We start from the raw sequence: 14,433 nt of genomic DNA on the forward strand, positions 1-14,433 counted from the left end.
AGATATGTATAATAGGAAAATAGCGGCTGTGTTTTTAGTGGTCTTGATCCTGGCAGGAACACTGGAAGGATGCGGAAGCGAACAGACAGACAGTCAGAAAACAAGTGAGGCAGTGTCCGGGACGGATTCTGGCAGCAGGGGCAGAGGCGGTATGATGGAAGGAACCGGCAGCACAGAAGGCGTGGATCAGAATCTGGAACTGACGGAATCTGAGATAGATTCGGAATTTACAGACCGGGATAAAGAGGGGGCATATGATACAGACGAGGCTGTGGTGATAACTCTTGACGGGGATTCTATTCAGGCGGAAGGCGCTGGTACAGAAGTTTCCGGCAGCACGCTTACCATTACCGGTGAGGGCGTTTATTATGTTACAGGCACGCTCAGCGATGGGCAGATCGTGGTTGACGCAGGGGACAGTGATAAAGTGCAGATTGTTTTTGACAATGCAAAAATCCACTGTGAGACGAGTGCTGCGGTATATGTAAAAAATGCAGACAAAGTGTTTCTCACCTTGGCTGAAAACAGTCGGAACAGTCTGAGCGGAGGCTGTACATATACACAGACGGATGATAATACTGTGGATGGTGTGGTATTTTCAAAGGATGACCTTACAGTGAATGGGAGCGGAGCTTTGGAGGTGACAGCCGCATATGAGCATGGCATCGTATCAAAAAATGATCTGGTCATTACTGGCGGTGAGATCACAGTGAGCGCAGAAAAACATTGTCTGACAGGAAAGGACTGCATAAAAATCCTGGATGGCACCTTCAATCTCACAGCAAAGGGAAAGGGAATGAAGTCAGAGAATGAGGATGAGTCTGTGAAGGGAAATATTTATGTAGCTGGCGGCACTTTTGTTATCAAGACGGAGGATGACGCGCTCCACGCAAGCGGCAGTATTGTTCTGGATGGCGGTGATTTTACAGTGGAGTCAGGTGATGACGCTTTTCATGCGGATTTGGATGTGGTTGTAAATGATGGTATGATCAATGTGAATTCCTGCTATGAAGGATTGGAAGGGCGCAGGGTTGTGGTAAATGGCGGTGAAATCAGCCTGACGGCCAGCGATGACGCGGTTAATGCGGCAAGAGCAAAGACAGAAGAGGAGGAGGCGGATGTCCCCGGTGGAAAAGGTGACAGCAGTATGGGGAATGATACGGAACTCTACATCAAGATAACAGGGGGGACCTTAAACGCAGACGCAGAGGGTGACGGTCTTGACTCTAATGGAAGCCTGTTTATATCAGGGGGAACCGTCTATGTGAACGGGCCGGTGTCTGATGGGGACGGTGCCCTTGATTATAACGGAGGAGCAGATATAACAGGCGGCACCATCATCGCTGTGGGAAGTTCCGGTATGGCCCAGGGATTCAGCGAATCCTCCACACAGTGTTCCATTCTGCAGAATCTTACGGAAACCCAGGAGGAACTGTCTGCTGTCACACTAAAAGATGCAGATGGGAATGAGCTGTTAAGCTGGACGCCTGAGAAAAAATATTCTTCTGTGCTGATAAGCTGCCCCAAAATGAAAGAAGGGGAGACATATACCCTCACTGCGGGGAATGAGAGTGACGAGCTTACTCTGGAATCTGTTGTCACTTCTAACGGTTCTGTGGGAGCTATGGGAAAAATGGGAGGCGGTATGAAAGGAAATGGACCGGGCAGCCGGAAATCCGGAACTTCCGATGGAGATACAGAAGTGCCGGAAGGAATGGAACCGCCGGATGGAGAAGTGCCGGAAGGAATGGAGCCGCCTGACGGAGAACTGCCGGAAGGAATGGACCCGCCTGACGGAGAACTGCCAGAAGGAATGGAACCGCCGGATGGAGAGATGCCGGGCGGGGAAGCACCAGACGGAGATACCGGATCGGTTTAACCGGAAAGAAACAAGATTCCATATTGCATCCGAAAAAAATCGTTACTATTCAGCCTTTCGCTTCATAGCAACAAAAGCATGCACACAGACTGCAAAAACTGCAGTCTGGCGCGTGGCTGCCTCGGGATCGCCTTGCAAATGCAAGGCAACACCTCGCGGGACAGTGGAAGGCTGAACTGTTACAAAAAATCGGGCAATATGGAATTTTTTTCTTGACAGGAGAAATAAATGCAGTTATAATTCCTATTAAGTTGATAGGAAATATATGAAAGGGGAAAATAATGGACAGAGATCATATCTATAAAAGTGCAGCAGAGCTGGTAGGAAGTACCCCTCTGATGGAAATGCAGAATATGGAAAAAGAGGAGGGACTGGGTGCGGCGATTCTGGCAAAGCTGGAATATTTAAATCCCGCAGGCAGTGTGAAAGACAGAATAGCAAAGAATATGCTGGACACTGCTGAGAAGCAGGGGCTGATCGGGCCGGGTACGGTACTCATAGAACCAACCTCCGGCAATACCGGAATAGGTCTTGCCTCTATGGCAGCAGCCAGGGGATACCGCCTGATACTCACAATGCCGGAGACCATGAGTGTGGAGCGCAGGAATATACTGAAGGCATATGGCGCGGAGCTGGTGCTGACAGAAGGAAGTAAAGGGATGAACGGAGCCATCGCAAAAGCGGAAGAGCTCAGCAAAAAAATCCCCGGCAGCTTTATTCCGGGACAGTTTGACAATGTGTCCAATCCCGAAATGCACAGAAAGACTACAGGACCGGAAATCTGGAATGACACACAGGGCAGTGTAGACGTCTTTGTGGCAGGTGTGGGAACAGGCGGAACCATCACAGGAACAGGAGAGTATTTAAAATCACAAAATCCAAATATTAAGGTGGTGGCAGTGGAACCCACAGATTCGGCAGTCCTCTCAGGAGGCAGGCCGGGACCCCATAAGATTCAGGGCATAGGCGCAGGATTTATCCCCGCTGTACTGAATACGGAGATATATGATGAGATCATCCGGGTGGATAATGACGCGGCAATTGAAACCGCAAAGAAGATTGCAAAAAAAGAGGGGATACTGGTGGGAATTTCATCCGGTGCGGCTGTCTTCGCGGCTATGGAACTGGCTAAGAGAGAAGAATATGCGGGAAAGAATATCGTAGTGCTTCTGCCGGACAGCGGGGACCGATATTACTCCACGCAATTATTCCAGAATTAGTAATATATATGCGCAGATACTTGAAAACATAAGAAAATATAAGCAAATATGCAGCCATTCAGATGACGGAATAACTGCGAAAATATCAGAAAAGGTGAGGGTGACAACTATGAAAAAAACAGAGAGAAAAGACAGGAACTTCAAATTCGAGACTTTACAGCTTCATGTGGGCCAGGAGGCTCCGGATCCGGCGACAGGCGCAAGGGCAGTGCCTATCTATGCCTCTTCCTCCTATGTATTTGATGACTGCGCACATGCGGCTGCACGTTTTGACCTGTCAAATGCAGGAAATATTTACGGCAGGCTGACGAATCCTACTCAGGATATTTTTGAACAGAGGATTGCAGCGCTGGAGGGAGGTGTGGCGGCACTGGCTGTGGCATCGGGAGCAGCGGCCATATCCTACACATTCCAGAACCTGGCTAAACAGGGAGACCATATTGTCTCCGCAAAAAATATTTATGGAGGTTCCTATAATCTGCTGGAGCACACACTGCCCGATTATGGAATTGAAACCACATTTGTGGACATCTTCAACAAAGAAGAAGTGGAGAGTGCCATACAGGAGAATACAAAAGCTGTTTTTATCGAAACTCTCGGAAATCCCCGTTCAGAGGTAGTGGATATTGAGGCCATTGCACAGATTGCCCATGCCCATAACATTCCTCTTGTAGTTGACAATACATTTGCAACACCTTTTCTGGTGCGGCCAATCGAATTTGGTGCTGATATTGTGGTACATTCCGCCACAAAATTCATCGGAGGCCATGGCACAGCATTGGGCGGCGTGATCGTGGACAGCGGTAAATTCGACTGGGAGGCATCCGGCAAGTTTTTTTCCCTCACAGAGCCAAACCCCAGCTATCACGGCGTCAGTTTCACAAAAGCAGTTGGTCCGGCAGCGTTTGTGACGAAGATCAGAGCCATTTTACTGCGTGATACAGGAGCAACCCTGTCACCCTTCCATGCATTTTTGTTTCTGCAGGGATTGGAAACTCTTTCCCTGCGGGTAGAACGCCATGTACAGAATGCGCTGAAAGTGGTAGAATATTTACAGAAGCATCCGCTGGTGGAGGAGGTTCATCACCCATCTGTCAGCACAGATCCCGAACAGCAGAGACTGTATAAAAAGTATTTCCCAAATGGGGGCGGTTCCATATTCACATTTGAGGTAAAGGGTGATGCCCAAAAGACGAAGGATTTTATCGACAATTTGGAATTATTCTCCCTGCTTGCAAATGTGGCTGATGTGAAGTCGCTGGTCATCCATCCGGCTTCCACCACACATGCCCAGCTCACCGAAGCAGAACTTGCAGAGCAGGGGATCAGGCCCAACACGGTCCGCCTGTCCATAGGCACTGAAAATATAGGTGATATCCTTCAGGATCTGGAGGAGGCATTTGGTGCGGTATCCTGACGGACACGGGGACAATATAAGGGACAGTATCTGCCTTCGGAAAGTAAGGAATATCTGGAGGTAACCATGAAAATATCAACAAAAGGGCGCTATGCTCTGCGCATGATGCTGGACATAGCCATACATGATGAGGGCGGCCCGGTGAGAGTAAAAGAAATTGCGTCAAGGCAGGAAATCTCCACAAAATATCTGGAGCAGATCGTCTCCATTCTGGCCCGCGCCGGATATGTGAAAAGTATCCGCGGTCCTCAGGGCGGCTACCGCCTGTCCAGGAAGCCGGAGGAGTATACGGTGGGGTCTATCCTTCGCCTGACAGAAGGCAGCCTGGCACCTGTGGAATGTCTGGAAGGGGAGACGAACCAGTGTCCGCGTGCAGAAGCCTGCCCTACCCTTGTTCTCTGGCAGGAACTGGACAATGCCATTAAGAGCGTGGTGGATAAATACACACTGGCCGATCTGGTGGAATGGCAGAAACAGTGTTCCCTGAATTACATTATATAGTCATATTCAGATGTGGTTAAAAGCCGCGGAAGCCGTCTGATCTCCCGGGAGATTTGACAGGCTTTGCGGCTGTTTTTCATTGTTTTTCCGGTTGGCAAGAAAAGTCGAGAAGCAGGAGCGGAAAATCCGGTATGATCATAGATGACAGGAGGTGACAGAAATGACAGAGCAGATTCTGGCTGTCCAGAGAATGCAGGATTACATTGAACAGCATTTGAATGAAAACATCACGCTGGCAAAGCTTTCGGAGGTATCCCTGTACTCCCCGTGGTATTCCTACCGGCTGTTTAAGGAGTATACCAATCTTACTCCGGCAGATTACATCCGCCGTCTGCGGCTGTCCAGGTCCGCGCTTCGCCTGCGGGATGAGAAATGCAGGATAATCGATGCGGCACTGGACATGGGATTTGGCAGTGTGGACGGTTATCAGCGGGCTTTTTTCCGGGAATTCGGCTGTAATCCCAAGGAGTACGCAGTCAGACCGGGGCCTCTGCTTCTGTTTATCCCCTATGGTGTAAAATATAGAAGTCTGCGAAAGGAGCCGGAAGAAATGGAAACTGTAAAAAGTGTATTTGTACAGATGACTGACAGACCATCCAGAAAAGTGATATTGAAAAGAGGTATTGAAGCGGAGGATTATTTCCAGTATTGCCAGGAAGTGGGCTGTGATGTATGGGGAATCCTCTCCAGCATAAAATCCATCAGTGGTGAGCCGGTATGTCTTTGGCTTCCGGAATCATACCGCACCCCGGGCACATCAAAATATGTGCAGGGTGTGGAGGTGGCCAAAGACTTTAAAGAGCCGCTGCCGGAGGGATTTGAGTGTATTGATCTTCCCGCGGCAAAATATCTGATGTTTCAGGGAGAGCCTTTCCGGGAGGAGGATTACTGCCAGGCTATTATAGAAGTGCAGCAGGCTATCGAAAAATACGATCCGGCCATACTTGGCTGCTGCTGGGATACGGAAAATCCGCGCATACAGCTTGAACCGGTAGGAAACAGAGGGTATGCGGAACTGCTGCCGGTAAGAAAAATTTGACGTCACCTGACAAGCATCTCATGCTGGCGCTTTACTCTTCGCCGTATCTGGGAGAGAAAAGAAGCCGGGCCAAGCACCCGGATCACAGGTCCGAAGGATAAAACATCTATGAGAAGTTCTGTTTCATCTGCCAGGTCATAATAAATGCTGCAGTAATAGACGTCGCGTTTGTCATCATATTCTGTGTGCTTTTCATAATTGGCAAAATGAAGCATACAACGTTCCAGAGAATTCCGTTCTTTGCTGATTTCCAAAAGAACGGGTTCTCTGGATTTTTGTATGGGAGAAAACCGCAGATGCAGGGCGGTATCAGGAACCTTTACGGAGGTGAGTCTGCAGTCATCTATTTTATTCAGATTCAATGTAGTATTGAGGGAATAACACCCGCCTTTCTTTTTCAGACAGCAGAGGCGGAATTTGTCATCTTTTTCCGAGTATTGAAGCTGGTAGGGAGCGGCCTCGTACCGGACGGAAACCCCGTGCTTTCCCCGATAGGATATCTGCAGAACAAGCCCATTTTCCAGCGCCTCAAGGATCGTGCGGAAATGTTTTCGGTATGCAGGGGAATTGTAGTCGTCCCCGTCCAGACAGCGGTCAAAATAGTGAAAATCCTCCTGTCTGAAAAGAGGTTCTGTATCCTTCAGGGAATGGGCTGCCTCCTCCAGCTCTTCTTTTGAGAGAAAACATTGTATCCGCCGGTCAGCCAAAAGCGCTTTCAGCCAGGAGCGCTGCAGATCTGTAAGGGGAACCTTGCAGGGAATTACTTTTGAGAAAAAGTGTTTACCGTCTTCTGTGCGCAGCAGGTCCCAATCCCTGTCAAGAAGCTTCGGAACAATGGTGAGAGCGCTCTCACCATATCCATATGCGGAAGCAATGGCCTCCATATCCTTTCTGGTGACAGGATGAACGGACGCCTCCTCTAAGATTTTCTTTACGACTCTGTAATAACAACTGTAAATCTTATCGAATGTATCAAAATGAGTTTCTTTCATTTTAAATGATTCTCCTATAAACGTTTTTTGTCAATACTCGTCCGGATCATCTCCGGTGCAGTACATCTGATACATGCGTTCCCAGTCCGTTGTGACTTTTTGGACGGAGGCGGGGATGTTCCCCCGGATATGGAGAACTCTGCCTGTAAATGTCTTGATCCATGACAGCATTTCATTTGTATCATAAAAATATCCGCTGTACAGATATCTGTTTTTAGCAATCCTTTGGATACTGCCGCCGCGCCTTTCTCTGGACAGGCGGTCCAGCACATAGCCCTCTTTTTCTTCGTTGATGTATAATTCCATATGGATCTCCTCCATACGGCGGCGGCCTCCAAAAGAGACACCGAAACAGTGGGGCAGATGCTTCTCAAGCTTTTCCTGCAATTTTTCATACCCGGAAAAAGGCTCCAGAAGCTTGATCTCTGACAGGCTGTCAAGGCGCACATTTTGAAAGCGCTGTCTTGATGTGAGATACAGGCACAGATAGCGGCGCCCAGTGCGTGTGCTGACAAAGATTTTCAGGGGGACACCCTGTAAAGTGACGGTGAGTCCGCTTCGGTGGCTGTTGTTTTTAAAGGAAACAGCTTTTTTTTGATGTATGGCAGATAGAATGTCCATGAGAACCTGGTCTTCCAGTGTATGTACAAGAAACTGGTGTTTATACTGGAAGAACCGGTTTTGTTTTTCTTCCCTGTCAAGCAGTGTGCTTCCCACAATGCCAAAGGGAGACGCGCCCTGATAGAAGGAAACGGCCTGCATCAGATGATTCCAGAGCTTTACGTGGGAAGCGTCTTCCATGGGCAGCGGCGGTCTGAAAAAATAGCGAAGCTCTCTACCTTTTTTTACGGAAGTGAAAATTCCCAGTCTTTCGTATTCTCTCAGCTTCAGCCGGACAGTCTGGCTGTCAAAGGCTGTCTGATAGATAAGGGATATTTGTTCTGCCGCTTCACTGCTTGTAAGTCCCCTTAGGTTGTCTTTTAGCAGGTCAGGCAGGAAAAAGTGAAGCATGATATCCTTGTCTGTAAAGCTTTTGGATTTCCAGGCTGCGTAAAGGGGATTTTCCGGTATGGTTTTGCTGTCCATATTGATGTATACCTTTTTGCCCTTGGATGTATATTCCGCACTGGTGTAACCGGTCAGAAAACTTTCTATGCGCCTTCTCTCATTGTCATAGGTGCGGGCACTTTTTCCTTTATAATCTCCCCGGACTTTAAAGCCGTATACGAAAAACTGGCGCATATAGTCCCGGATCCTTTCAAAATTCTTGATCAGCTCCTGAAATTCTGACATGGTTCACCTCCTGGGTGTATTTTTGTGATAGTTCGATATTCTTACCGTTTATTGTAACTGTTCAGTACCCTCACAGTTACGTGCAAAAATTCAGGCAGAATCGCCTTTGGCGATGGGATTTTTGCAGGGCTGCTGAATGTTTTCTTACGGTCAGCGCAGTAAATGCGCAGACCTACTGAATAGTTACTATTTATTTTACTATTTACAGCCTGTAAAATCAACTTCGCAACTTTTTTTAAATGATTCTTCCGTAAATTTCCAGTACGATAACAGTGTATCACAGATACATAAACTTCCAGTTTTCCATAAGCACAAGGTTTTCCGGACAGGAGCCTTGGCGGTGCCGCCGCAGCAGCGGAGAGGTATGCCGGAAAGGAATGAGACATGATTTGTCGCGGGTTCGATTCCCGCCATGGTAAAACATGTAGCTAAGCTGGTATAGCAATCAAACGAAAATTCATGACAAGAGAAAAGAAATTGTCCCGGCTTTGGCCGTTTGCGGCAGTCCAAACGCAGCCTGAGCCTTCCCGGATACCGTTTTTCGGAACGTACAGCCAGACGCAGGATTCTTGTGCGGCCTGCCGGTACGGGAAAAAAGACTGAAGGGAGGGACCGCTTCCTTAGGATAAAGCGGGGCTTTTTCTTTTCAGAGACAGAAAAAACAGGTGGTTATTAGGACGCAGAACAGTTAGAAAAATGAAAAAATGAAAAGAGGTAGAAGAGATGAAATATATTATTAGAGAACAAGAATGTGGATATCTGATGAAAAACGGAAGGTTTATAAAACTCCTCACAGCGGGTAAATACCAGTATCCCAGGTTTCTTGGGTATGAGGTGCTCACGGTGCCTATGACAGGAGAGGTGGACAACTGTGGGATTCCCTGTGAGATCCTGATGCAGCAGGAAGCATTTTCCGGCCGTGTGGTGAAGGTTCAGCTTCCGGACACCAGTATAGCCCTTCATTTTGTGAACCAGGCGTTTCAGGATGTGGTTGTCAAACCGGAAACTTACTACTGGAATGTATTTCAGGAGAATACCTTCCGGATCATTGATATTACAGATCCATATATGCAGGAAACCCTGCCCAGAATGTACATAGACTTATTACCGGTAAAATATTATAAGAAGATAGTGATCAAAGAGGGGGAGGCAGGTCTGCTTTACTTTGACAACCGGTTTGAAAAAAGGCTGGATCAGGGCACACATTTTTTCTGGAACTATGGAAAAGAGGTAACCTGCAGGATATATAATTTGAAGATCCAGCAGTTGGAAATAGGCGGACAGGAGATTCTCACTGCGGATAAGGTATCTGTGCGTCTGAATGTGACAGTCAATTACCGGATAACAGAGCCGGAGCGTCTGGCAGGGATCACGGATGAGGTGGGAAAGCTTCTGTACACCTTTGCCCAGCTTACCATAAGAGATTACATCGGACGGTTCCGGCTTGATGAACTGCTGGCCCAGAAAGATGAGATTGGGGAATATATCTTCAGAAAGCTTCAGGAGGAGCAAAATAGGTACTGCATGGAAATTTTAAGTGCAGGTATCAAGGATATTATTCTTCCGGGGGAGATAAGGGATATTATGAATTCTGTTCTGGCTGCAGAGAAGAAGGCGCAGGCCAATGTCATCATGAGAAGGGAGGAGGTTGCTTCCACAAGAAGTCTGCTGAACACAGCACGGCTGATGGAGGAAAACCAGACTCTGTATAAGTTAAAGGAAATGGAGTATCTGGAAAAAATATGTGACAAAGTGGGAACCATCACTCTTGGCGGCGGCCGGGGTGTGCTGGAGCAGCTTGCGGAGCTGGTCCACTGAGACCCGGCTTGCCTGCGGGAGGCAGAGGAGAGGCAGGAGGTGCAGGAGAGCGAAATTCCGGTGATTTTTAAAGATAATAATAGATGAAATTAAAATAATGAATATAAATATTAAAATAATTAATATAATAATTAAAAATGTGAATATTTATATTGACATATATAGAGGAGAGGTATATGATATAAAACATAAGGAGGAAAACAAATGTATAAAGTGATCAGTCAGTGTCCCGTCTGCGGAGGTCAGCTTAAAGTGATCAAATTAAAATGTGACAAGTGCGATACGGTCATCGAAAATGATTTTCATCTGAACAAATTTGATTACCTGTCCGAACAGGAGCTTTTTTTCATTGAAACATTCATAAGCTGCCGGGGCAATATTAAAGAAGTGGAAAAAGAACTGAAAATTTCTTATCCCACCGTCCGTTCCCGCCTGGACGAGGTGATTGAGAAATTGGGCTGTAAACCGGCTCCGGTTTCTGGCAATAAGAAAAAGGAAATACTGGATGCCCTGGAGAGGGGAGAAATTACCCCGGAGGAAGCTTTGGAACAAATGAAATAAAATATCAGAATAAAAGGAGAATATCATGGAAGAACAGTTGAGAATATTAAAAATGCTGGAGGAAGGCAAAATTACGGCAGAGCAGGCTTCAGAACTTCTCGCAGCCCTGGCTCCGCTGAAGGAAGCAGAAGTCCCATCCTATGAAGTGGCAAATTCAGAGCCGGTCAATATGGATTATGACAAAAGAATGGTGCGTATCATAGTTGACAGCAGCGAAGGAGACAAGGTGAATGTGCAGCTTCCGGTGACAGCCATCCGCCAGATCCTGAAGGTCACAGGCAAACTCCCAATTGTCAGTGAGAATATGCAGGGCGTGGATCTCACCGAAATACTGGATACCGTGATAGACTGTCTGGACGCAGAGGCAATGGGCGATATCGTGAATGTAGAGTCTAAGAATGGTGATATTGTCAAGATTTACATAGGATGATCAGGGGAGAGAGAAGATGAGGATTGTTATTCGCTCCAAGGATGTACGCCTTTTTATTCCCATACCTCTGAGGCTTGCGGGAGTGGCCATAGCCTGCATTCCGGAGCGTGCTGTCCGGGAAATGCAAAACGCTCTGCCGGCGCCTTACGGAAAAGACATAGATAAAAAGTTCCTGCGTCAGGCATACCGGGAATGCTATCATGTACTGCGGCAGTTCAAAGGCCTGGAGATCATAAATGTCACAGCCCATGACGGAACCTATGTTTCTGTCAGGCTGTAGAAAAAGGGACATCCTGCGATGTCCCTTAAACGTTCTTCACTCACATATCTCTGTAAACCGCCTCCAGCATATCCAGAATATGCTTTTGGGAGAATTTGCTGCTGTCTATACAGAGGTCATAGTGGGTCATATCCAGCCACTTTGCATCTGTAAAATATTCGTAGTAGGAGCGCCTTCTTTTATCCATTTTTTTCACCAGGGAGCGAGCACTGCGCTCTTCCCTGCCGATCCGTTCCATGATGTTCTTTACCCTGTATTCAAAGGGGGCAAAAATGAAGATGCTTTTACATTTGCCTTCCAGAATCTGATCTGCGCAGCGACCTGCGATAATGCAGTCACCTTTTTCTGACAGGTCATGGATGATCTTTGACTGGGATTCATAAAGGACATCATTCATTGGCTGAAAGTGATACTGGGGTTCCATCTGCATGGCATCTTTGATGGGAAGATGCCACTGGTTTGCCCGTTTTTCATCTACTTTTCTCAGTTCTTCCAGGGGAATATCATTTTCCTGACTTGCCAGGGTAATGAGTTCTTTGTCATAAAACGGAATGTCAAGCCGCTCTGCCAGCGCTTTTCCGATAAGTCTTCCATTACTGCCGTACATCCGGTTGATCGTTATAATACGGTTAGCCATATCCATCCCTCCTATTAGGAAAATCTGCAGCTGTCGGGTGTCAGTTATCCATTGTTCTTACAGTTATTATATCATGTTTCTGATCAATGTTCTATATATTTAGAGTGTAAATTGAGATGATTCGTAACAGTTCAGACAGGCTGAACTGTTACGATGATTCAGACTTTATGCTGTTGTTCACAACAGGCTAAGAGTGTAGTATTTGTACAGCAGCACCTATCGCGTTGCTTTATTCGTTGTATTTTAAAGAATTTTAGGCAGAAAAATGTCAAAAAATACTTGGATTTCTCACAGGATAATGTTATGATAACAAGAGTATAAAAAAGGTTTCTGACGGATTGTCAGGAACGGCAGAATGATAGAGGTGCAGGTTTCAAGAGTATTTCCGCATAAAGGGCCGGGCGGCCGCCGGAAAGAAAGGGGAAACTGCCGAAGGGATGGATACCTGCCCGGGTGTCTGTTTCTGGGACGCCGCATAAGATGCGTCGTACTGTCACTGGAAGTGGAGCGCTATCATCTTGGACAGGAAAAGAAATTTTGCTGCCATGAACGCGTTCCCGTAAGGGATTGCCGTTCATGGCTTTTTGTTATTTAAGAGCAATAAAAAGCACTGCAGTACAAAACAGAAACCGGAAAAAGAAAGAGAGGAAGTTTCTTATGCGAAGCAGGAAAAGAAGATGGGCCATGTGGGGGGCCGCGGCACTTATGGTGCTGTTGTGCGCCGTCACTGTATTTGCCGGGGAGGGTGAGGCTGCGTATGAGCCGAACATGTATGCCACTTTCTGGGCTTTGGTGCCGCCTATTGTGGCAATTGCGCTGGCACTGATCACCAAGGAGGTATATAGTTCTCTGTTTATCGGTATTTTAGTGGGAGCTGTGTTCTATTCCAATTTTTCCTTTGAGGGAACTGTGACACAGATTTTCCAGGGAGGCATTATCAGCGTGCTTTCCGACAGTTACAATGTAGGTATTCTTGTGTTCCTTGTCATTTTGGGAATCATGGTATGTCTTATGAATAATGCAGGAGGTTCCGCTGCATTTGGCCGCTGGGCAGGCGAACATATCAAAAGCCGTGTGGGCGCGCAGTTAGCCACGATCTTATTGGGTGTGCTGATCTTTATTGATGATTATTTCAACTGTCTCACCGTGGGCAGTGTAATGCGTCCTGTTACGGACAAACAGCAGATTTCCAGGGCAAAGCTGGCATATCTCATTGATGCCACAGCTGCTCCGGTCTGCATTATTGCTCCCATCTCTTCATGGGCTGCCGCAGTCAGCGGGTTTGTGGAGGGAGAGGATGGCCTTTCTCTTTTTGTGAGAGCCATTCCCTATAACTTTTATGCGCTTCTCACAATTGTCATGATGGTGGGAATGGTACTGATGAAAGTGGAATTCGGTTCCATGGCAGTGCATGAGAAAAATGCAATGCAGGGGGATCTGTATACCACACCGGGTCGTCCTTATGCCAGTGCAGAGACGGAGAAAGAGAACATGAAGGGGAAAGTGATCGACCTTGTCATCCCCATTTTGTGCCTTGTGATCTGCTGCGTTATCGGCATGATCTATACCGGAGGCTTCTTCGAGGGAGCCGGGTTTGTAGAGGCCTTTTCCCAGAGCGATGCATCGGTAGGCCTGGCTCTTGGCAGCTTTTTCGGACTTGTGATCACTGTGATCTTATACATTGCACGCCGGGTACTCTCTTTCAGGGAATGTATGGCATGCATCCCGGAGGGATTCAAAGCAATGGTTCCGGCTATTCTGATCCTTACCTTTGCATGGACGCTGAAGGCCATGACAGACAGTCTGGGTGCGGCAGAGTATGTGGGAAATCTGGTGCAGTCAGGGGCGTCCGGATTTATGAACCTGCTTCCGGCTATTATCTTTTTAGTTGGATGCGGTCTGGCGTTTGCCACAGGAACTTCATGGGGAACCTTTGGTATTCTGATTCCTATTGTGGTTTCAGTGTTTGCAAATTCCAATCCACAGCTCATGATCATTTCCATTTCCGCCTGTATGGCAGGAGCTGTTTGCGGTGACCACTGCTCTCCAATCTCAGACACTACCATCATGGCGTCGGCCGGAGCGCAGTGTGACCATGTGAACCATGTCTCCACACAGCTTCCCTATGCTATAACAGCGGCAGCGGTAAGCTTTATATCCTACATAATTGCAGGCTTTGTGCAGACAGCCTGGATCGCCCTTCCTATAGCGATACTTCTCATGCTCATCGTACTGGTTGTGATAAAAATGATAAATAAGCCCATTGCCTGAAGAAGTGGGAAATAACAGCAGGTGTACAGAATTTTATCAAGATTCTGTACACCTGTTTTGCTGCAAAAATGTAAGGACAGGAGATATACACCTCC

General features: G+C 47.2%; 13 protein-coding genes and 1 riboswitch. Of the genes, 10 read left to right on the forward strand and 3 right to left on the reverse strand.

The features are described from left to right. The first annotated feature begins 4 nt into the window (after positions 1–4). The 5 genes from BLCOC_RS10495 to BLCOC_RS10515 all read left to right on the forward strand — a co-directional run bounded on the left by BLCOC_RS10495 (position 5) and on the right by BLCOC_RS10515 (position 6,056). Positions 5–1,879, forward strand: a complete 1,875-nt coding sequence (locus BLCOC_RS10495) for a carbohydrate-binding domain-containing protein (protein ID WP_115625260.1) — start codon at positions 5–7, stop codon at positions 1,877–1,879. A gap of 281 nt (positions 1,880–2,160) precedes the next feature. Beyond that, on the forward strand, positions 2,161–3,099 hold the full coding sequence (gene cysK / locus BLCOC_RS10500) for a cysteine synthase A (protein ID WP_018594965.1): 939 nt from the start codon (positions 2,161–2,163) through the stop codon (positions 3,097–3,099). Between the two features lie 109 nt (positions 3,100–3,208). Then, positions 3,209–4,516 carry an O-acetylhomoserine aminocarboxypropyltransferase/cysteine synthase family protein gene (locus tag BLCOC_RS10505; RefSeq protein ID WP_115625262.1) on the forward strand — a complete coding sequence of 436 codons (1,308 nt, stop codon included), beginning with the start codon at positions 3,209–3,211 and terminating at the stop codon, positions 4,514–4,516. A gap of 66 nt (positions 4,517–4,582) precedes the next feature. Beyond that, positions 4,583–5,017 (forward strand): RrF2 family transcriptional regulator, encoded by a 435-nt coding sequence (locus BLCOC_RS10510; RefSeq protein WP_029469627.1) that lies wholly within the window; start codon positions 4,583–4,585, stop codon positions 5,015–5,017. Positions 5,018–5,177: 160 nt separating this feature from the next. Then, the gene (locus BLCOC_RS10515; RefSeq protein WP_115625263.1) at positions 5,178–6,056 is read left to right on the forward strand and encodes a helix-turn-helix domain-containing protein; all 879 of its coding nucleotides are present in this window, start codon (positions 5,178–5,180) and stop codon (positions 6,054–6,056) included. Positions 6,057–6,058: 2 nt separating this feature from the next. On the opposite strand, the gene BLCOC_RS10520 is transcribed toward BLCOC_RS10515, so the two are convergent. After that, positions 6,059–7,048, reverse strand: coding sequence for a WYL domain-containing protein (locus BLCOC_RS10520; RefSeq protein ID WP_115625264.1), 990 nt, complete (start codon positions 7,046–7,048; stop codon positions 6,059–6,061). 30 nt (positions 7,049–7,078) lie between these two features. After that, the gene (locus tag BLCOC_RS10525; protein ID WP_115625265.1) at positions 7,079–8,341 is read right to left on the reverse strand and encodes a WYL domain-containing protein; all 1,263 of its coding nucleotides are present in this window, start codon (positions 8,339–8,341) and stop codon (positions 7,079–7,081) included. 723 nt (positions 8,342–9,064) lie between these two features. On the opposite strand from BLCOC_RS10525, the gene BLCOC_RS10530 reads away from it, so the two are divergent. From BLCOC_RS10530 to BLCOC_RS10545, 4 genes are all read left to right on the forward strand, one after another. Then, positions 9,065–10,159 carry a slipin family protein gene (locus BLCOC_RS10530; protein WP_115625267.1) on the forward strand — a complete coding sequence of 365 codons (1,095 nt, stop codon included), beginning with the start codon at positions 9,065–9,067 and terminating at the stop codon, positions 10,157–10,159. A 204-nt stretch (positions 10,160–10,363) separates the two neighbouring features. Then, positions 10,364–10,720, forward strand: a complete 357-nt coding sequence (locus BLCOC_RS10535; protein ID WP_018594956.1) for a DUF2089 domain-containing protein — start codon at positions 10,364–10,366, stop codon at positions 10,718–10,720. 25 nt (positions 10,721–10,745) lie between these two features. Further along, on the forward strand, positions 10,746–11,150 hold the full coding sequence (locus BLCOC_RS10540; RefSeq protein WP_115625268.1) for an SHOCT-like domain-containing protein: 405 nt from the start codon (positions 10,746–10,748) through the stop codon (positions 11,148–11,150). A gap of 16 nt (positions 11,151–11,166) precedes the next feature. Continuing rightward, the gene (locus BLCOC_RS10545) at positions 11,167–11,430 is read left to right on the forward strand and encodes a hypothetical protein (protein ID WP_018594954.1); all 264 of its coding nucleotides are present in this window, start codon (positions 11,167–11,169) and stop codon (positions 11,428–11,430) included. A gap of 40 nt (positions 11,431–11,470) precedes the next feature. Here BLCOC_RS10545 and BLCOC_RS10550 read toward each other — a convergent pair whose 3' ends face one another. After that, positions 11,471–12,067 carry a cytidylate kinase-like family protein gene (locus tag BLCOC_RS10550; RefSeq protein WP_018594953.1) on the reverse strand — a complete coding sequence of 199 codons (597 nt, stop codon included), beginning with the start codon at positions 12,065–12,067 and terminating at the stop codon, positions 11,471–11,473. A 351-nt stretch (positions 12,068–12,418) separates the two neighbouring features. Beyond that, positions 12,419–12,588, forward strand: a riboswitch (Lysine riboswitch). A gap of 136 nt (positions 12,589–12,724) precedes the next feature. Between BLCOC_RS10550 and BLCOC_RS10555 the strand changes: the two genes are divergently transcribed. Beyond that, positions 12,725–14,338, forward strand: coding sequence for a Na+/H+ antiporter NhaC family protein (locus BLCOC_RS10555; protein WP_029469618.1), 1,614 nt, complete (start codon positions 12,725–12,727; stop codon positions 14,336–14,338). Positions 14,339–14,433: the final 95 nt, after the last annotated feature.

The organism is Blautia coccoides, assembly GCF_034355335.1.
GTDB classification, from domain to species: Bacteria; Bacillota; Clostridia; order Lachnospirales; family Lachnospiraceae; genus Blautia; species Blautia producta.